At 71.9% G+C, this 17,402-nt stretch carries 15 protein-coding genes and 1 other RNA gene; 8 read left to right on the forward strand and 8 right to left on the reverse strand.

All coding sequences use genetic code 11. The features are described 5' to 3' along the window. The coding region (locus tag EKO23_RS20735) for a carboxyl transferase domain-containing protein (RefSeq protein WP_134720282.1) at positions 1 to 4,656 on the forward strand (4,656 nt) is incomplete at its 5' end. Between the two features lie 43 nt (positions 4,657 to 4,699). Here EKO23_RS20735 and rnpB read toward each other — a convergent pair. Continuing rightward, an RNA gene (gene rnpB, locus EKO23_RS20740) (RNase P RNA component class A) lies at positions 4,700 to 5,098 on the reverse strand. 45 nt (positions 5,099 to 5,143) lie between these two features. After that, entirely contained in the window at positions 5,144 to 5,992 is an 849-nt protein-coding gene (gene map, locus EKO23_RS20745; RefSeq protein WP_134720284.1) for a type I methionyl aminopeptidase, read from the reverse strand. Positions 5,993 to 6,016: 24 nt separating this feature from the next. Here map and EKO23_RS20750 point away from each other — a divergent pair, with 24 nt between their 5' ends. Both EKO23_RS20750 and EKO23_RS20755 read left to right on the forward strand, forming a co-directional pair. Then, positions 6,017 to 6,211, forward strand: a complete 195-nt coding sequence (locus EKO23_RS20750; protein WP_134720286.1) for a hypothetical protein — start codon at positions 6,017 to 6,019, stop codon at positions 6,209 to 6,211. Beyond that, positions 6,212 to 6,511 (forward strand): hypothetical protein, encoded by a 300-nt coding sequence (locus tag EKO23_RS20755; RefSeq protein ID WP_134720288.1) that lies wholly within the window; start codon positions 6,212 to 6,214, stop codon positions 6,509 to 6,511. A 21-nt stretch (positions 6,512 to 6,532) separates the two neighbouring features. On the opposite strand, the gene EKO23_RS20760 is transcribed toward EKO23_RS20755, so the two are convergent. From EKO23_RS20760 to panB, 5 genes are all read right to left on the reverse strand, one after another. After that, positions 6,533 to 7,750 carry a PQQ-dependent sugar dehydrogenase gene (locus tag EKO23_RS20760; RefSeq protein WP_134720290.1) on the reverse strand — a complete coding sequence of 406 codons (1,218 nt, stop codon included), beginning with the start codon at positions 7,748 to 7,750 and terminating at the stop codon, positions 6,533 to 6,535. Between the two features lie 30 nt (positions 7,751 to 7,780). Next, on the reverse strand, positions 7,781 to 8,278 hold the full coding sequence (locus tag EKO23_RS20765; protein WP_134720292.1) for a VOC family protein: 498 nt from the start codon (positions 8,276 to 8,278) through the stop codon (positions 7,781 to 7,783). A gap of 22 nt (positions 8,279 to 8,300) precedes the next feature. Beyond that, positions 8,301 to 9,113 (reverse strand): maleylpyruvate isomerase family mycothiol-dependent enzyme, encoded by an 813-nt coding sequence (locus tag EKO23_RS20770; RefSeq protein WP_217702731.1) that lies wholly within the window; start codon positions 9,111 to 9,113, stop codon positions 8,301 to 8,303. Positions 9,114 to 9,262: 149 nt separating this feature from the next. After that, positions 9,263 to 9,922: a nitroreductase family protein gene (locus EKO23_RS20775; protein WP_134720295.1), complete on the reverse strand. Its 660-nt coding sequence runs from the start codon at positions 9,920 to 9,922 to the stop codon at positions 9,263 to 9,265. Positions 9,923 to 9,973: 51 nt separating this feature from the next. Further along, on the reverse strand, positions 9,974 to 10,846 hold the full coding sequence (gene panB, locus EKO23_RS20780) for a 3-methyl-2-oxobutanoate hydroxymethyltransferase (RefSeq protein WP_134720297.1): 873 nt from the start codon (positions 10,844 to 10,846) through the stop codon (positions 9,974 to 9,976). A gap of 488 nt (positions 10,847 to 11,334) precedes the next feature. Between panB and EKO23_RS20785 the strand changes: the two genes are divergently transcribed. Genes EKO23_RS20785 through EKO23_RS20795 form a run of 3 tightly spaced genes read left to right on the forward strand, consistent with a single transcriptional unit; the run spans position 11,335 to position 15,051 of the window. After that, positions 11,335 to 12,225 carry an endonuclease/exonuclease/phosphatase family protein gene (locus EKO23_RS20785; RefSeq protein WP_167880578.1) on the forward strand — a complete coding sequence of 297 codons (891 nt, stop codon included), beginning with the start codon at positions 11,335 to 11,337 and terminating at the stop codon, positions 12,223 to 12,225. 25 nt (positions 12,226 to 12,250) lie between these two features. Then, positions 12,251 to 12,922, forward strand: a complete 672-nt coding sequence (locus EKO23_RS20790; protein WP_217702732.1) for a class I SAM-dependent methyltransferase — start codon at positions 12,251 to 12,253, stop codon at positions 12,920 to 12,922. A 29-nt stretch (positions 12,923 to 12,951) separates the two neighbouring features. Beyond that, positions 12,952 to 15,051 carry an NAD(+) synthase gene (locus EKO23_RS20795; RefSeq protein WP_134720302.1) on the forward strand — a complete coding sequence of 700 codons (2,100 nt, stop codon included), beginning with the start codon at positions 12,952 to 12,954 and terminating at the stop codon, positions 15,049 to 15,051. Between the two features lie 18 nt (positions 15,052 to 15,069). Here the strand turns inward: EKO23_RS20795 and EKO23_RS20800 are convergent, their stop codons facing one another. Then, positions 15,070 to 15,534, reverse strand: a complete 465-nt coding sequence (locus EKO23_RS20800; protein ID WP_246051216.1) for a hypothetical protein — start codon at positions 15,532 to 15,534, stop codon at positions 15,070 to 15,072. Between the two features lie 115 nt (positions 15,535 to 15,649). Here EKO23_RS20800 and EKO23_RS20805 point away from each other — a divergent pair, with 115 nt between their 5' ends. Further along, positions 15,650 to 16,375: a helix-turn-helix transcriptional regulator gene (locus EKO23_RS20805; RefSeq protein WP_246051217.1), complete on the forward strand. Its 726-nt coding sequence runs from the start codon at positions 15,650 to 15,652 to the stop codon at positions 16,373 to 16,375. A 389-nt stretch (positions 16,376 to 16,764) separates the two neighbouring features. Further along, entirely contained in the window at positions 16,765 to 17,346 is a 582-nt protein-coding gene (locus EKO23_RS20810; RefSeq protein WP_134720304.1) for a hypothetical protein, read from the forward strand. Positions 17,347 to 17,402: the final 56 nt, after the last annotated feature.

The following is a 17,402-nucleotide window of genomic DNA, read 5'->3' on the forward strand; positions in this document are numbered from 1 at the left end:
GAGGTCAACACCCGCCTCCAGGTCGAGCACTCGATCACCGAGGCCACCACCGACGTCGACCTGGTCAAGGCGCAGATCCACGTCGCCGACGGCGGCCGTCTCACCGACCTCCACGCCACCAAGCCGGGCGAGATCGGCCACGCCGTGGAGGCCCGGCTGAACGCCGAGGACCCGGACCGCGACTTCGCCCCGGCGCCTGGCCGGATCGTGCGCCTGGACCTGCCCGCGGGACCCGGCGTGCGCGTCGACACGGGCGTCGCCGAGGGCGACACCATCCCGCCCGACTTCGACTCGATGATCGCCAAGATCATCGCCTACGGCCGCACCCGCGACGAGGCGCTGGCCCGGCTCCGCCGCGCGATGACCGAGACCACGGTCGTCATCGAGGGCGGCACCTGCAACAAGAGCTTCGTGCTCGACCTGCTCGCGCAGCCGGAGGTCGTCGACGGCACCGGCGGCTGGGCGGACACCAGCTGGATCGACCGGGTCCGCGCCGAGGGCCGCCTGGTCGCCCAGGAGCACGCCGGCGTCGCGGTCGTCGCCGCCGGCATCGAGGCGTACGCCGACGAGGTCGAGCTCGAGGTCGCCCGGCTGCTCGAGACCGCGCACGGCGGGCGTCCGCAGGTCCAGCACAGCTCCGGCCGACCGGTCGAGCTGAAGCTGCGCGGCACCGTCCACCAGGTCTCCACGGTCAACACCGGCCCGTCCCGCTACCGGGTCACCGTGACCTCCGGCGGCACCAGGCAGACCGTCGAGGCCGAGCTGGAGCGGATCGACGAGTTCCACCGCCGGCTGGTGGTCGGCGGCCGCCGGCACCACGTCGTCACCGCGACGTACGGCCCGACGACGCTGGTCGAGGTCGACGGGGTCGCCCACCGGGTCAGCCGGGACGAGGGCGGCGTGCTGCGGTCGCAGGCGCCGGCGCTGGTCGTGGCCACCCCGGTCGCCACCGGCGACGAGGTCGAGGCCGGCGCACCCGTGCTGGTGCTCGAGTCGATGAAGATGGAGACGGTCCTGCACGCGCCCTTCGCGGCCCGGGTGAAGGAGCTGCTGGTGATCACCGGCAGCCAGGTCGAGACCGGCGCACCGCTGGTCCGTCTCGAGCCGCTCGGCGACGGTGACGACGCGGCCGAGGCCGCCGAGACCGGGCCCGAGCTGGAGCTGCCCGCGCCCTCCGGCGACCGTCCGCCCGCCGAGCGGCTGGCCCGGGCCCGGGCGGACCTGGTCGCGGTGGTCCTCGGGTACGACGTCCCGCCGGAGCACCAGGACGACGCGCTGTCCCGCTACCTCGCGGTGCGCGAGGAGGTCCGGTCCGGGGGAGTGTCGGTGCTGGAGGACGAGCTCGACCTGCTCGGCACGTTCGCTGACCTCGCGGAGCTGAGCCGCAACCGGCCGGCCGACGAGGAGCGCCAGACCGAGCTGCGGGTGCACAGCTCCCGCGAGCACTTCCACACCTACCTCCAGAGCCTCGACGTCGAGCGCGGCGGGCTGCCGGAGCACTTCAGCGACCGGCTCGGTCGGGTGCTGCGCCACTACGGCGTCCACGACCTCGAGCGCACCCCGCAGCTGGAGGAGGCGGTCTTCCGGATCTTCCTGGCCCAGCAGCGGTTCGCCCCCGAGGTGGCGATCGCGACCGCGCTGCTCGGCTGCTGGATCGCCGAGCCCGCACCGACCGGCGACCTGGCCGCGCACGTGCGGCAGCTGCTGGAGCGCCTCGGCCGCGCCACCCAGCTCCGGTTCCCGGTGGTCGGCGACCTCGCCCGCAGCGTCCGGTTCCGCTGGTTCGACCAGCCGCAGGTCGACGCCGAGCGCACCGACGTGCTGGCCGGGGTCCGCGACGAGCTCACCGCCCTCGCCGCCAACGGCGGCCTCACCGACCGGGCCGAGCGGATCGAGTCGCTGGCCCTGATCCCCGAGCAGATCGTGAAGTTCCTCGCCGAGCGGATGGTCGACGGCCTGCCCGCCAAGGAGCCGATGCTCGAGGTGCTGGCCCGACGCCACTACCGCGAGTACGACCTGCACGACCTGCAGTCGGTCGACCTGCAGGTCGACGGCGCCGGCCGCCCGTTCGTGGTCGCCGAGTACACCCTCGACGACCGGCCCACGCGCCTGGTCTCCACGATCGGCACGTACGCCGAGCTGGCCGAGGCCGCGGGCGGGCTCGCGACCGCGATCGACGAGCGCCTGGCCGGCCGTGGCGAGGGCCACGAGGCCGTCGTCGACCTCTACCTGCACTGGCCGGAGGCCCCCGAGGACGCCGAGCAGGCCAGTGCGGCGCTGCGCCCGCTGGTGGAGGCGCTGCCGTTCTCCCAGGCCGCGCGCCGGATCTCCGTGGCCGTGTGCGCCGGGGCCGAGCGCCCGGTCGGCTACTTCGCGTTCCGTCCCGACGGCGAGGGCGGCAACGCCGAGGACGACCTGACCCGCGGCGTGCACCCGATGGTCGGGCGCCGCCTCAACCTGTGGCGGCTGCGCGAGTTCGACATCACCCGCATCCCGGCGCCCGAGGACGTGCTGCTCTACGAGTGCGTGGCCCGCGAGAACCCGACCGACCGGCGGCTGGTCGCGCTCGCCCAGGTCCGTCAGCTCGCGATCACCCGCGACGAGGAGGGCAGGGTCAGCGGCCTCCCGCACGCCGAGCGGGCCGTCGAGAACTGCCTGGAGGCGATCCGCCGGGCCCGGGTCTCCCGCGGTGCCGCCGGCAGCAAGCTGGACACGAACCACGTGTGGGTCCAGGTCTGGCCGGTGGTCGAGATCGACAGCGACGGTCTGGCCGCGCTCGGCAACAAGATCCGCCCGCTCACCGACGGCGCCGGCATCGAGGAGGTGCTCGCGCAGGGCCGGATCGCCGGCCCGGACGGCACCCCGGTCCCGGTGTGCGTCCGGTTCGGCGCGCAGCCGGGCGCCGGCGTGGTCACCTCGGTGGAGGAACCGCCGACGGAGGTGCTCAAGCCGCTCGACGACTACGCCGCGAAGGTGCTCCGGGCCCGGCGTCGCGGGCTGGTCTACCCGTACGAGCTGGAGGCGGTGCTCACCGGTCCCGGCGGCTCGCTGGTCGAGCACGACCTCGACGACACCGGCGCGCTGGTGCCGGTGGATCGTCCGCGGGGCCTGAACAAGGCCGGGATCATCGTCGCGGTCGTCACCACGCCGACCCCGCTCCACCCCGACGGTGTCACCCGCGTGGTGCTCTGCGGCGACCCGACGAAGTCCCTGGGCTCGGTGTCCGAGGCCGAGTGCAGCCGGATCATCGCCGCGCTCGACCTGGCCGAGCGGATGCAGGTCCCGGTCGAGTGGTTCGCGCTGTCGGCGGGGGCCCGGATCTCGATGGACTCCGGCACCGAGAACATGGACTGGGTCGCGGCCGCGCTGCGGCGGATCGTGGTGTTCACCCAGGACGGCGGCGAGATCAACGTGGTCGTGGCCGGCATCAACGTCGGCGCCCAGCCCTACTGGAACGCCGAGGCCACGATGCTCATGCACACCCGGGGCATCCTCGTGATGACCCCGGACAGCGCGATGGTGCTGACCGGCAAGCAGTCGCTGGACTTCTCCGGCGGTGTCTCGGCCGAGGACAACTACGGCATCGGCGGCTACGACCGGGTGATGGGACCGAACGGGCAGGCGCAGTACTGGGCGCCCGACCTGGCCGGTGCGTTCGACGTGCTGATGGCCCACTACGAGCACACGTACGTCGCGCCCGGCGAGAGCGGCCCCCGGAGGGCGGCCACCACCGATCCGGCGGACCGCGACATCTCGTCGTACCCCCACCAGGCGGACGGCAGCGACTTCACCACCGTCGGCGAGATCTTCTCCGCGGCCACCAACCCCGACCGCAAGAAGGCCTTCGACATCCGCACGGTGATGAAGGCGGTCGCCGACCAGGACCACCCGACGCTCGAGCGCTGGGCGGGCATGGCCGACGCCGACACCGCGGTGGTGCAGGACGCCCACCTCGGCGGCCACCCGGTGTGCCTGCTCGGGATCGAGTCCAAGCCGATCCGCCGGCGCGGCTTCCCGCCCACCGACGGCCCGGACACCTACACGGCCGGCACCCTGTTCCCGCGGTCCTCGAAGAAGGCGGCCCGGGCGATCAACGCGGCCAGCGGCAACCGCCCGCTGGTGGTGCTGGCGAACCTCTCCGGGTTCGACGGGTCGCCGGACTCGATGCGCAACCTGCAGCTCGAGTACGGCGCGGAGATCGGCCGCGCGATCGTGAACTTCCGCGGCCCGATCGTGTTCTGCGTGATCTCGCGCTACCACGGCGGTGCGTTCGTGGTGTTCTCCAAGGCGCTCAACCCGCGGATGACGGTGCTCGCGATCGAGGGCTCGTTCGCCTCGGTCATCGGCGGCGCCCCGGCCGCGGCGGTCGTGTTCACCGGCGAGGTGGAGAAGCGGACCGCCGCCAGCCCGGCGGTCCGCGACCTCGAGACGCGGGTCGCCGAGGCCACGGGCGCCGAGCGCAGCAGGCTGGTCGTCGAGCTCGCGGACCAGCGGGCGGCGGTGCGCGCGGAGAAGATCAGCGAGGTGGCCGCGGAGTTCGACGGCGTCCACAACATCCACCGGGCGGTGGATGTCGGCTCGGTGGACGCAGTCATCCCGGCGTCCCGGCTGCGGCCGGAGATCATCGCCGCGATCGAGCGGCCCACCTCGCAGTAGACCCGCGCGGCAGGCGGTCCGCACCCCCGGTGGGCCGGGGGTGCGGACGAGCTGGCTCATAGGCCGGGTTCTGTTCGCCGGCCGGCCTCGCGACCGGCCGGTTGGCGACCATCCATCTTGGACGACCGTTGCCGGCCGCCTCGTGCGATCCACCCGCACACTCGGGCGGGCCGCCCTCGAACGTGTGCGCACCGGGCCCGGAGGCCCGGCTTCTCGATCTTGCTCCAGGTGGGGTTTACCGAGCCGCTCCGGTCACCCGGAGCGCTGGTGGTCTCTTACACCACCGTTTCACCCTTGCCCCTCCGGGGAGGGGCGGTCTGTTCTCTGTGGCACTGTCCCGCGGGTCACCCCGGGTGGGTGTTGCCCACCACCTTGCCCTGCGGAGCCCGGACCTTCCTCGACGCACCCGCCAGGGGTGCGCCGCGGTCGCCCGGCCAGCTCGTCCGCGGGACAAGGATAGCCACGCCGGACCCGGCCCGCGCACCGGTCAGGGGTTGGTCAGCACCTCGGCGCCGATGGGCGTCACCAGGATGGTGTGCTCGAACTGGGCGCTGCGCCTGCGGTCCTTGGTGACGACCGTCCAGTCGTCGTCCCACATGTCCCACTCGTGGGTGCCGAGGTTGAGCATCGGCTCGATCGTGAAGGTCATGCCGACCTCGATCACGTCGTCGAACTGCGCCTCGTCGTAGTGCGGGATCACCAGCCCGCTGTGGAACGACGTGCCGATGCCGTGCCCGGTGAACTCGCGGACCACGCCGTACCCGAACCGCCGGGCGTAGGACTCGATGACCCGGCCGATGACGTTGATGCGCCGCCCCGGCCGCACCGCCTTGATGCCGCGGTCCAGCGCCTCCTTCGTGCGCTCCACCAGCGCCCGGGTCTCCTCGTCGACGTCGCCGGCCAGGAAGGTGGCGTTGGTGTCGCCGTGCACGCCGTCGAGGTACGCCGTGATGTCGATGTTCACGATGTCGCCGTCCGCGACGACCGTGCTGTCGGGGATGCCGTGGCAGATGACCTCGTTGACGCTCGAGCACAGCGACTTGGGGAAGCCCTTGTAGCCCAGCGTCGAGGGATAGGCGCCGTGGTCGCAGAGGAACTCGTGGCCGATCCGGTCGAGCTCGTCGGTGGTGACCCCGGGCACCACGTACGAGCCCACCAGCTCCCGTGCCTGGGCGGCCAGCCGGCTGGCCACGCGCATCCTCTCGATGGTCTCGGCGTCCTTGACCTCGGAGCCCGTGAACCGCTCGGGGCCGGGCCGACCGACGTACTCCGGCCGTGGGATGTGGGCGGGCACGGGACGCGGCGGCGAGATGACTCCGGGTACTACTGCGGACATGGGGGCGAGTGTAGTTTCAACGACATGAGCGACAGCGGCGAGTACTGGTTCTGCCTGAAGCACCACACCGTCGAGGGAAACGACGGCTGCCGCAACGCGGACCGGCTGGGGCCCTATGCCACGGCCGAGGAGGCCTCGCGTGCGCTGGAGAAGGTCCAGGAGCGCAACGAGGAGTGGGACAACGACCCCAACTGGAACGACGAGCAGCTCGAGGACTGAGTGGCCGCGCCCGGGCGGTCCGACGGGGTCCGGCCGCCGAGCTCGCGCGCCGTCTCTCCGTGGCCGTTCGTCGGCATGGTGCTGATGGCGTGCGCGTTCTTCCTGTACGCCGCCTCCGGCCTGGTCGCGCCCGTGTGGGGCGTGGTGGTGCTGATGCTGATCTGGCTGGCGCTGTTCGTCCTGTGCTGCGCGTGGTGGACCCCGCACCCACGCCGGCTGCCGTTCGTTGCCGTCGGCGCGATGGTGCTCTGGTTCGCGGCGGTGACCGCGGGCGGGGCGTGGCTGGGGTGGACCGCCTGAGCCGCTGGGCCGACGCCGGGGTCAGCCGCGCGGGCGGACCCGCAGCACGGAGTCCCGCGAGCCGTTGGCCGTGGTGATCACCAGGTCGCCGTTGGGAGCACGCGTGACCGACCGCAGCCGGCCGAACTGACGCAGCGCCGACGGGACGAAGGTGCGGACGAGGCGGCCGTGGGAGTCGAACTTCATGAACACCACCCGGCTGCCCTTGAGCGCGGCCACCGCGAGCGTGCCGTTCAGCGCCCCCCAACGCTTGCCGTAGACGAACGCGCCGCCGCTGGTCGCGATGGTCGGGTTGCCGCTGCGCCAGCGGGCGGCGATCTGGGGTCCCGGCAGCGACTGGTCGGTCATCGGCACCTCTTCGTTGTACGACGGGTCGCCCGGGTCGTTGGGGACCGGGTTCCAGCCGTAGTCGCCGCCCTTGCGGACGATGTTGACCTCGTCGTCACGGTAGGAGCCGTGCTCGATCGACCACAGCGTCCCGTCCTTGCGCCGGGCCAGGCCCTGGATGTTGCGGTGCCCGTAGTTGAGCACGTAGCGCTGGCGGACGCTGGTCGCGTTCGGCCACGGGTTCTCCGGCCACGGCTTGCCCGTGAGCCGGTTCAGCCGGAGCACCTTGCCGTTCAGCGAGCGGCGGTTGCGCGGGTTGGTGCCGACGGCGGCGTCGCCGGTGCCGACGAGGAGCGAGCCGTTGGGCGTGATCAGCAGCCGGCAGCCGCCGTGCCGACCACTGGTGGCCTGGATTCCTTTGAGGAGGGTCCGGACCCGCCGGGCCCGGGTCTGCGCGTCGTTGAGGGTGTAGGCGACCACCCGGACGTCGTGCCCGCCACCGTGCCTGAACCCGCCGTGGCAGGCGTAGAAGCGGCCGTTGCGCCGGAAGTTCGGATCGATCTCCAGGGACATCAGCCCGGTCTCTCCGGACGCCCACACCGACGAGCTCGGGAACGCGATCCGCCGGACCCGGCCGTCCTCGACCCGGAGCAGCCGCTTGCGGTCGCGCTCGGTGACCAGCCACGCGCCGCCGCCGATCGGCTGGGCGTCCCACGGGAGCGCGAGGCCACGGGCGTCCCGGGTCACCCGCAGGCGCGGCACTGCGGCCCGCTGCGAGGGCGCCCTCTCCGGCACGGTCGGCACGGCCCGCGCGGTGGGGGCGGCCGGGCTCGCGTGCGCCGCAGGTCCGGCAGTGGGGGAGAGGGCCGTTGCGGTCAGCGCCACCAAGGTGGCAGCCACGAGACTCTGCATGGAGTCACGGTACGCGCCCCCGGCGCTCCCTCAGAGCACCTTGGTGCCGTACATCTCGCCCAGTGGATCGGCGATCAGCTCCAGCCGGGCGCCGTTGGGGTCGCGGAAGTAGATCGACGTGCCGCTCTCCTCGAGGTACTCCACCCCGGCCGCGTCGAGGTTCGCGCGCAGCCGCTCCCACACGTCGGGCGCGACCGAGATCGCGATGTGGTGCAGGCCGCCGAGCACCTCGGCGTACGGGCCGACGTCGAGGCCCGGGAAGTCGAAGAACGCGATCAGGTTGTCGTGCCCGACGTCGAAGAAGAAGTGGTTCGAGCCCGGGTAGTCCCGGTTCTCGAAGATCTCCGTCAGCGGGAAGCCGAGCACGTCCTGGTAGAAGCGGATCGTCTCCTCCACGTCCGAGCAGACCAGGGCGAAGTGGTGCAGCCCGCGGGCGGTCGACGCCGGACGCTCCGCGTCCGGCTTGAGGTGGGCGGTGCGGATGCGGTCCCGCTCGGCGTCGATCGCGGCGAGGTCGAGGTCGGTCATGGGGCGGTGGGTTCCTCTCGTCTCAGATCCGGAAGAAGTGGTTGAGGTAGCGGTCGGCGACCGCACGCTCACCCCTGATGGTGCCCGAGTTGCTGCGCCCGAACGCGGTGAGCACGAAGCTGCCGGGGTCGAACTCGAGGGTGGTGATGTCGTCGACCGGCCCGCCGGCGTACTGCAGGCCGTCCTGCCCGATCGTCACCCGGGTGTCGCCGGCGTTCGGGCCGGAGGTGATCCGGATGCCGACCTCGCAGTCCTGTCCCTCCTGCGGCGAGGTGGTCGCCTGCCACAGCACGAACATGAACGGCGTCAGGAGGTCGGCGGCCTCGCCCGAGAGGCCGTGTGCGCGGCCGGTGCCCTGCCGGACGTCCCAGGAGTGCACGCCGTAGTCCATGAGCTGGAAGGCCGGGTAGAAGAACGCCGGCAACGGCCCCATGTAGAAGTGCGGGACCAGCAGGTCGGTCCAGTCCTCGGCGGTGAGCGCCTCGAAGGTCCCCATCATCTTGGCGAAGTCCTCACGGGCACGGTCGACGAGCTCGGTCCGCGGCAGGTCCCGGAACGCCTGCGCCTGGGCGTCGACGCGCGCCGCCATCCCCGGCAGGCCGTACGCCGGGTCCACGTCGGCGTGGCTGCGGGCGGCGTCGAAGGAGACGAAGTACGCCTCGGTGGTGTCGACGAGGTGGCCGACGACGTCGCGCACCTGCCAGTGACCCGCACCTGTCGGGGCCTCCCAGCAGTCGTCGCTGTCGACCATTGTGAAGAACTGCTCGGCTTCGTTGCGCACGACCCGGAGGATCGTGTCCTTGCCCTCGTGGGACATGGCGTTCCACTGGCTCATGTCCACCCTCCCGTCGGTGAGAGAGGTCTCGTGGTCCGGGTCGGGGCAGGCCCGGCGTGGGCTGCGCCTCGCTCCGGCGGGCGGACCGCGGCGAGTCTTGGTTGATGCCTAAATTACACCGGCGAGGGGTGGGTGGCAGCGGGCCGCGGTCAGAGCGGCCCGCCGCTCCAGTCCTCGCGGTGGGTGAGCTCCGCGATCGCGACCCGGGACAGCTTCGTGGGCTGGTGCTCCGGCCGGCCGAGCGGCACGACGCAGGCGACGGCGTACGGCGCGGGGATGCCGAGCAGCTCCTTGAGCCGCGGCTCCTCGGCCACCGCCATCGTCGTGATCGTGCCGCCGAAGCCCTCGTTGCGGGCGGCCAGCAGGATGTTCCAGACGAGCGGGTAGACCGACGCCCCGCCGACAATCCCGATCCGGTCGAGGTCCCGGTCCAGTGCGGCCACCACCCGCAGGTCGACCACGACCACCAGCACCACCGGGGCGGTGAGCAGCGGCCGGGTGAAGTCGGAGGGTACGGCGGTCGCGGCGACCTCCTCGTCGGTGACCGCGCTCGGGTCGACGGTGTTCCACGGGTTCTCGCCGGCCAGGCGCTGCGCCATGTAGCGGCGTACCGGCGGCTCGGTCAGCTCGACCAGCGCACGGCGGGTCGCCTCCGCGCGCACCACGACGATCCGGGTGCCCTGGCGGTTGCCGCCGCTCGGGGCGAACCGGGCGTTCTCGAGGATCAGCCGGAGCGTCTCGTCGGGCAGCGGGTCGTCGGTGAACCGCCGGACCGCCGAGGTGGTCCGCATGACGTCGTACAGCTCCACGGGACCTCCTCGGTCGGCCTGGCTCGTTCCGGTGCTCGGGTCAGGCGGGGCTCAGAACGTGTGCTCCGGGCCGGGGAAGGTGCCGGCCCGCACGTCGGCAGCGAAGTCCTGCGCGCCCTTGAGCAGCACGCCGTGCACGTCGGCGTACTGCTTGACGAACTTGGCCATCCGGCCGGTGCGCAGGCCGAACGCGTCCTGCCAGACCAGCACCTGGCCGTCGCACTCGACGCCGGCACCGATCCCGATGGTCGGGATCGCGAGCTCCTTGGTCACCTGCGCGGCGACGTCGCCCGGCACCATCTCCATGACCAACGCGAACGCGCCCGCGGCCTCGACCGCCTTCGCGTCGTCGATGATCCGGCGAGCGGTGTCGCCCCGGCCCTGGACGCGGTAGCCGCCGAGACTGTGCTCGCTCTGCGGGGTGAAGCCGATGTGCGCCATCACCGGGATGCCGCCGGTGGTCATCTTCTCGATCTGCGGCACCATCTCCTGGCCGCCCTCGAGCTTCACGCAGTGCGCGCCGCCTTCCTTCATGAAGCGGACGCCGGTGTGGTACGCCTGCTCCGGCGAGGCCTGGTAGGACCCGAACGGCAGGTCGCCGACGACCAGCGCCCGTCGTACGGACCGGCTGACGGCGCGGGTCAGCGGGATCAGCTCGTCGACGGTCACCGGAAGGGAGGTCTCGTTGCCGTAGACGTTGTTGGACGCGCTGTCGCCGACGAGCAGCACCTCGATGCCGGCCTCGTCGAAGGTCTGGGCGGCGTACTGCTCGTAGGCGGTCAGCATCGCGAACCGCTCGCCACGCTCCTTCATCTCGCGCAGGTGGTGCGTGCGGACCCGCTTGACGGGTGCCGCGGTGGACGGCGACGTCGCTCCCGACGCCGCCTGCGGACCGGTGCCGTACGGCGCGGTCTCCTCGCTCATGTCGAGCTCCTTCGGACGTTGTTCTCGTGGCTCCTCGGTCGGAGTCCCCGGACGTCTCTCAGGCTAGACCTGCACCCGCCCGGTCCTCCCTGTGTCCCTCGTCACCCCACCTCTTGTCCCGACCCCGCCGAGCGGCCAGGTCTTGTGCCCCGCTGGTTGAGGAGCAAGCGCCGGCGAGCGTCTCGAAACCACGGGGGTGTGTCCGGCGGTGCCCGCGTGTCGCACGTCCTGGTCGATATCCGCGCGGATCTCCAGCCGCACAGGGCGACACGCCGTACGGCGGCACAGGTCAGGCGATCCGTGCATTCGTCGGGTGATCCGGCCTCGAGGACATGACGTGCGCACGGCGTCTGGGCTCTGGGGCGGGAGTCGGGCAGGATGTCCGCTCGATCACTTCGCGGATCGCCGTGCGGCCCGCAGATCGGAAAGTTATGCTTGCCGTTAGCGGGCCGGGACCGCCTCGCCCCGCAGCCTTCTCGGAGGTTCCGATGACCCGAAGCCGATGGACGCTCCCCGCTGCCCTCGTGGTGGCCCTGGGCCTGGCCGCGCCGCTGGCGACCGTTCCCGCAAGCCAGGGCGCGGTTGCTGCCCAGACCGTGACGACCCGGATGGGCACCTACAACATCCGTGCCGGGGTCAGCACGGCGACCTTCGAGCGTGCCGTGCGCGACCTGGCGACCCGGGTCGACGTGGCCGGTCTGCAGGAGGTCAACCACCGTGACAAGGAAGCCGTGCTGGCGAACCTGCCCGGCTTCGGCTACTTCCGTCCCGCGCGCGGCTACGGCGAGCAGAACCCCGTCATCTGGGACAGCAGTCGCTTCACGAAGCTCTCCGCGACGCACCGGCGGCTGAGCGCCCGCACCTACATCGGCAACGAGCTCGGCAGGCCCGGGCAGTACGTCGCTCCGATCTTCTCGGCGGTGGTCCGGCTGCGTGACGACACCACGCGCCAGCGGCTGACCGTGGTCAACGTCCACCTGACCCCCGGCGCCGTGTACGGCGGCAACCCGGTGCCCGGGCGACCCCGGGTCTGGCGCCTCTTCACCCGTCAGATCGCGAACCTGATGGACGTCGTGGCGGCCGAGAAGCGCAGCGCCAAGGTCTTCGTCACCGGCGACTTCAACGTGGGGTGGGTCGCCGACGAACGGACCCGGCGCACGAAGCTGCCGTTCATGAGCTTCCGCCGTCAGAGCTTCGCCTCCAACTGGGCGACGCGGCACGACTGGAATCGCGGCACCCACTCGAAGTCGCTGATCGACCAGGTCTGGACGAACCAGCGCGCGGCGACGGCCTCCGTCATCTTCTCGATGGGCTACTCCGACCACTACCCGGGGATCGGCACCTACCAGCTCCCCGTCGCCACCACCACGGCCGGCTGACGGTCGGGTAGGCGACGATGGGGGCATGACTCCGACGAGCGAGCCCCGGGACTGGGACGTCCGGGCCGACGAGCTGGCCACCGCCGCGATCGGGCGGGAGCAGCCGACGGCCTGGTTCGACGAGCTGTACGCCGAGGGGCTTGCCGGCGCGGTCAGCATGCCGTGGGACCGGGTCGAGCCCCAGGTCCTGCTGAAGGAGTGGGCCGGCCGCCAGGGCCTGGACGGGACCGGCCGGACAGCGGTCGTGGTCGGCTGCGGCCTCGGCGCGGACGCGGTGTACCTCGCGTCGCTCGGGTTCACCGTGACCGCCTTCGACGTGGCCCCCACCGCCGTCGAGGTGGCCCGCGAGCGGTTCGCCGGGTCCGGCGTCGACTTCCGGGTCGCCGACCTGCTCGCGCTGCCGCCGGAGTGGCAGCGGTCCTTCGACCTGGTCGTCGAGATCTTCACCCTGCAGGCGCTGCCCGAACCGCCGCGCTCCGCGGCGGCGCAGGCAGTGACCGGGCTGGTCGCGGACGGCGGCACGCTGCTCGCCATCGCGTTCCGGGCCGACGGGTCGTCGCCCGCCGACGCCGGCCCGCCGTTCCCGCTGGAGCGCGGGTTCGTGGAGGGCCTGGCCCGGGACGGGCTGGAGGTGGTCCTGATCGAGGAGCTCGACGGCGCCCGGGCGGCCGCGTGGCGCGCGACGTACCGCCGGTGAGCGGCGCACGCCACCCCTAGACTCGAACCGTGGACTTCTACAGCGCCTACGCCCACGGCTTCGCGCGGGTGGCCGCATGCACGGTCCCCGTCACGGTCGCGGACCCGGCCGCGAACGCCGCCGCGGTGCTTGCCGAGGCCCGGGCCTGTCACGAGGACGGCGTCGCGGTCGCGGTGTTCCCGGAGCTGGCGCTGAGCGGCTACGCCATCGACGACCTCTTCCTCCAGGACACCCTGCTCGACGGGGTGGTCGCAGCGGTGGAGGAGATCGTCGCGGCGAGCGTCGACCTGCGTCCGGTGATCGTGGCCGGCGCGCCGCTGGTGCACGGCACCCGGGTGCTCAACTGCGCGGTGGTGATCCACCGCGGCGCGGTGCTCGGCGTCGCTCCCAAGTCCTACCTCCCGACGTACCGCGAGTTCTACGAGCGCCGGCACTTCGCCCCCGGCGACGACCGGCGCGGGTCCACGATCGTGCTCGGCGGCCGCGAGGTGCCGTTCGGGCCGGACCTCATCTTCAGCGCCACCGACGTGCCCGGCCTGGCGCTGCACGTCGAGATCTGCGAGGACATGTGGGTGCCGGTGCCACCGAGCGCCGAGGCCGCCCTGGCCGGGGCCACCGTGCTGGCCAACCTGTCCGGAAGCCCGATCACAGTCGCGAGGGCCGAGGACCGGCGGCTGCTGGTGCGCAGCGCCAGCGCGCGGTGCCTCGCGGCGTACCTCTACGCCGCGGCCGGACAGGGCGAGTCCACCACCGACCTGTCGTGGGACGGTCAGACCCTGGTCTACGAGGTGGGTGACCTGCTCGCCGAGACCGAGCGGTTCCCCGAGGGGGCACGGCGCAGCGTCGCCGACGTCGACCTCGACCGGATCCGGCAGGAGCGGCTGCGGCAGGGGACGTTCGACGACAACCGGCGGACGCTGGGGATCGGGCCGGATGGTGGTCTCGAGACGCTCGCTGGCGCTCGCTCCTCGACCACCGGGGAGGGCGGCAGGTCGTTCCGGCGGATCGGGTTCAGAGTCAGCCCGCCGGAGGGCGACATCGGGCTGCGGCGCAAGGTCGACCGGTTCCCGTTCGTTCCGGACGACCCGCAGCGGCTGGCCCTGGACTGCTACGAGGCCTACAACATCCAGGTCTCCGGGCTCGAGCAGCGGCTGCACGCGATCGGCCAGCCCAAGGTCGTCATCGGCGTCAGCGGCGGCCTCGACTCGACGCACGCGCTGATCGTGGCCGCCCGCGCGATGGACCGGCTGGGCCGCCCGCGCAGCGACATCCACGCGTTCACGATGCCGGGCTTCGCGACCGGCGAGACCACGAAGTCCTACGCCACCCGGCTGTCCAAGGCGCTCGGGGTCACCTTCGAGGAGCTCGACATCACGCCGGCCGCGCGGCAGATGCTGCACGACCTCGACCACCCCTTCTCCGAGGGAGAGCCGGTCTACGACGTCACGTTCGAGAACGTGCAGGCCGGGCTGCGCACCGACTACCTCTTCCGGCTGGCCAACCACCGCGGCGGCATCGTGCTCGGCACGGGCGACCTGTCGGAGCTCGCACTCGGCTGGTGCACGTACGGCGTCGGGGACCAGATGTCGCACTACGCCGTCAACACCGGCGTGCCCAAGACGCTGATCCAGCACCTGATCCGCTGGGTGATCTCCGAGCGTGAGTTCGACGACGACACCAACGAGGTGCTCGGGGAGATCCTCGACCAGGAGATCACCCCCGAGCTGATCCCCACCGAGGAGGGCAAGAAGCCGCAGGCGACCGAGGACTCCGTCGGGCCCTACTCGCTGCAGGACTTCACGCTGTTCCACGTGCTGCGGCGCGGGGCCCGGCCGGGCAAGATCGCGTTCCTGGCCTGGCACGCGTGGCACGACCCGGAGGCGGGGGAGTGGCCCCCGGGCTTCCCGGTCGAGCGCCGCACGGCGTACGACCTGGCCGCGGTCCGCCACTGGCTCGAGGTCTTCGTGAAGCGGTTCTTCTCCAGCCAGTTCAAGCGATCGGCGCTGCCGAACGGACCCAAGGTGAGCGCCGGCGGGTCGCTGTCGCCGCGCGGTGACTGGCGGATGCCGTCGGATGCCGGCGCGGCGGCCTGGCTGGCCGAGATCGAACGCAGCGTCCCGACCGCCTGACCGCCGCACCCGTGCAGGTCAGGTGGTCTCCTCCCGGTGGTGGAACGTCGCGGCCAGCCGGGCCAGGGCCAGCGCGGCCACGAGCAGGCCGACGTCGCGCAGTGCGATGTCGTAGTACTCGCCGGTCGACACGAGGTTGACGATGATGCCGGCCAGCCACAGGGCGACGACGTACCCGCCGATCCGGGGCGCCAGCGCGACCAGCACGCCGGCGAGGATCTCGACCACGCCGACGGCGTACATCGCCTGCTGGGCGGTGCCCGGGACGAGGTCGTTCACCCAGCCCGCGAGGTAGCCCGCCCAGTTGTCGGTGAGCACCTCGGCGAACTTGTCGACGCCGAACAGGATCGGGGCCACCACGAAGGTCGCCCAGAGCATGAGGAAGGCCTGGCGGGCCGGTGCCACGTGCGTGATCGTCGCGATGTCGTGCATCTCGCCGCGCATGTCCTCGACCATGTCGTGCCAGGTGTGGGTGAGGGCCATCTCTGCCTCCGGTCTATGAGAAGTTGATTTCGACGATAGACCTGCGAGACTCTTTCAGCAACGGGTCTGTCCGTTAGACTTCCGGGGTGGTCCGGGGTCTGTTAGAAAGGGGCCCATGTCCATGGACGAGGCCTTCGGTCGCCGTGTGACCAAGCTGGGGGCGCTCGCGGATCCGGTCCGCCGGGCGCTCTACCGCTTCGTGGCCGACCAGCCGGGCGCAGTGAGCCGCGAGCAGGCCGCCGACGGCGTCGCCGTGCCCCGTCACACCGCCAAGTTCCACCTCGACCGGTTGGTCGACGAGGGCCTGCTGGTCACCGAGTTCCGCAGGCTCACCGGTCGCACCGGCCCGGGTGCCGGACGCCCTGCCAAGCTCTACCGCCGCTCGGGCAAGGAGGTCGCGGTCAGCCTGCCGCACCGCAGCTACGACCTCGCCGGCGACGTGCTCGCCGACGCGGTCGAACGCTCCCTGGCCGGTACGCCGATCGAGGACGCCGTGCGCGCGGCCGCCGGCGACGCGGGCGCCCGGGCGGTCGAGGCGAGCGAGCCCGACCCCGGTGCCACCGATCTGGACCGGGTGGCCGGCGTGCTCGCCACGTTCGGCTTCGAGCCCCGCGTCGACGGTGACCTGCTGCTGCACAATTGCCCCTTCGACCGGCTCGCCTCGGACCACACCGAGCTGGTCTGCGGGATGAACCTGGCCTTCGTCGAGGCGGTCGCCGACGGGCTCGGCTGCACCGGGGTCGAGCCCGGGCTCGACCCCGATCCGGCCCGCTGCTGCGTCCGGGTCCGCGACGGTGCGGCAGGCGGCGCGCCCGAACGTGGACGGGGCGCCACCGCCTGAGGCCGTCGTTGCTGGGACCACTCGCCACTGCAACCAGGCAACCGGGTGGGCCAGCGGCGGGTACTGCCGCCGCGTGGGACCGGGATCGCCGTGGTATCGACCGCGTTGACGGCGCCAGGGCGCCGCAGGACTCTGAACCGGTAGGCAACAGGGCGCTCGCCCGCTGACGGTGGACAGCTCGGAGACTGGGGCGGGAGGCGGATCGAGACGTCCCCCCGGGGCCACCTCTTGCGAGAGCGCGCGGAGGACGACTCGCCGCAGACCCCGGTGAACCCTGTGACTGCGCTGGCCACGCAGTCGCGACGGTCCGTTCGGCGCCCCCCGGAGGCGGCCCAGCCTGGCGTCGACACGAAGGAACACGAAGGAGAGAAGTCAAAGGAGAATTCGACATGACGAACAAGGTGCGCGGAACGTCACTCCGCGGCGCGAGGGTGCTCCTGGCCATTGCCCTCGCATCGACGATGCTCATAGGTGGGAGTGCTGCCTTGGCGGGCGGGGACAGGAAACCTGTCTTCGTCTCCGGTAACAGCACGGCTTCTGACTGCGGACTCCCAGGGTCGGACTTCGCGCTCGCGTTGACCGGAGACCTCGTGGGCTGCTGGAGCGGCTTCGTCCAGAGCTACAAGTGCACAGAGCTCGACGACTACGACCTGTACTTCGAGAAGGGTCGCGAGGTCTTCGCCGGCAAGCTCCGGGGGGAGCGAGGCAGGTTCCGGACGAGATACACGTTCGAAGGGGCCTATGCCAAGGGCTTCTGCCGGTCCTCTGACCCTGCCCTGGAGGTGGGTGGAGGCTGCAGTCACAAGATCATCGGCGTGAGCGGTGTCTTGGCGGACGCCCACGGGTTGGTCAAGTTCATCGATGTGATTGCCGGCGTGAAGGGCAATCCGACGACCGGGGAGTTCCAGGCAGGCAGCGGAGGAAACAACTTCCTCTACTACGGCCGTATCGATCTCGATCACGACGGCTGATCAGCACTGGTTCGCACGTGGTCCCCGGTGGTGACGCTGCGGACCACATGCGGAGC

The organism is Nocardioides guangzhouensis (genome assembly GCF_004519545.1).
Classification (GTDB): Bacteria; Actinomycetota; Actinomycetes; order Propionibacteriales; family Nocardioidaceae; genus Nocardioides; species Nocardioides guangzhouensis.

Coding starts and splice junctions, on each gene's coding strand:
- EKO23_RS20750 (WP_134720286.1), top strand. CDS start 6,017: ATGAGCGACAGCGGCGAGTACTGGTTCTGCCTGAAGCACCACACCGTC.
- EKO23_RS20760 (WP_134720290.1), bottom strand. CDS start 7,750: ATGCAGAGTCTCGTGGCTGCCACCTTGGTGGCGCTGACCGCAACGGCC.
- EKO23_RS20810 (WP_134720304.1), top strand. CDS start 16,765: ATGACGAACAAGGTGCGCGGAACGTCACTCCGCGGCGCGAGGGTGCTC.
- EKO23_RS20800 (WP_246051216.1), bottom strand. CDS start 15,534: ATGGCCCTCACCCACACCTGGCACGACATGGTCGAGGACATGCGCGGC.
- EKO23_RS20785 (WP_167880578.1), top strand. CDS start 11,335: ATGACCCGAAGCCGATGGACGCTCCCCGCTGCCCTCGTGGTGGCCCTG.
- EKO23_RS20805 (WP_246051217.1), top strand. CDS start 15,650: ATGTCCATGGACGAGGCCTTCGGTCGCCGTGTGACCAAGCTGGGGGCG.
- map (WP_134720284.1), bottom strand. CDS start 5,992: ATGTCCGCAGTAGTACCCGGAGTCATCTCGCCGCCGCGTCCCGTGCCC.
- EKO23_RS20765 (WP_134720292.1), bottom strand. CDS start 8,278: ATGACCGACCTCGACCTCGCCGCGATCGACGCCGAGCGGGACCGCATC.
- EKO23_RS20770 (WP_217702731.1), bottom strand. CDS start 9,113: ATGAGCCAGTGGAACGCCATGTCCCACGAGGGCAAGGACACGATCCTC.
- EKO23_RS20790 (WP_217702732.1), top strand. CDS start 12,251: ATGACTCCGACGAGCGAGCCCCGGGACTGGGACGTCCGGGCCGACGAG.
- panB (WP_134720297.1), bottom strand. CDS start 10,846: ATGAGCGAGGAGACCGCGCCGTACGGCACCGGTCCGCAGGCGGCGTCG.